Annotated in this window: 1 protein-coding gene; it reads left to right on the top strand. The window is 37.0% G+C overall.

Annotation, left to right across the window (positions count from 1 at the left end; translation table 11 throughout):
- Window positions 1-192 (top strand): hypothetical protein (locus AYW76_RS19480; protein WP_231872664.1); only part of this gene is annotated, 192 nt, incomplete at its 5' end.
- Window positions 193-235 lie beyond the last annotated feature (43 nt).

The following is a 235-nucleotide window of genomic DNA, read 5'->3' as shown; positions in this document are numbered from 1 at the left end:
TGGGAATTTGAAACTAAAGACTCTGATTTTGAAACTGGTAGTGCAAAGGTTGCACCACGGAAGTGCAAAGTTTGCACCACTGGTAGTTCAACCTCTGAACCACTATATATAAAGAAGAATAAAGAAAAGGAAATTAAAGAAAACGATAGCGAATCTGTTGATTCGCAGTCATTCAACTTCCTAGGTGGCTAAGATCGAGGCCTTGGTATTTAATTTTTGAAATTTCTTCGTAAAG

The sequence above is a fragment of the Marinomonas gallaica genome, assembly GCF_001639745.1.
Lineage (GTDB): Bacteria > Pseudomonadota > Gammaproteobacteria > Pseudomonadales > Marinomonadaceae > Marinomonas > Marinomonas gallaica.
The sequence above is the reverse complement of the archived record's forward strand: the minus strand, read 5'-3'. Positions and strand labels throughout refer to the sequence as shown.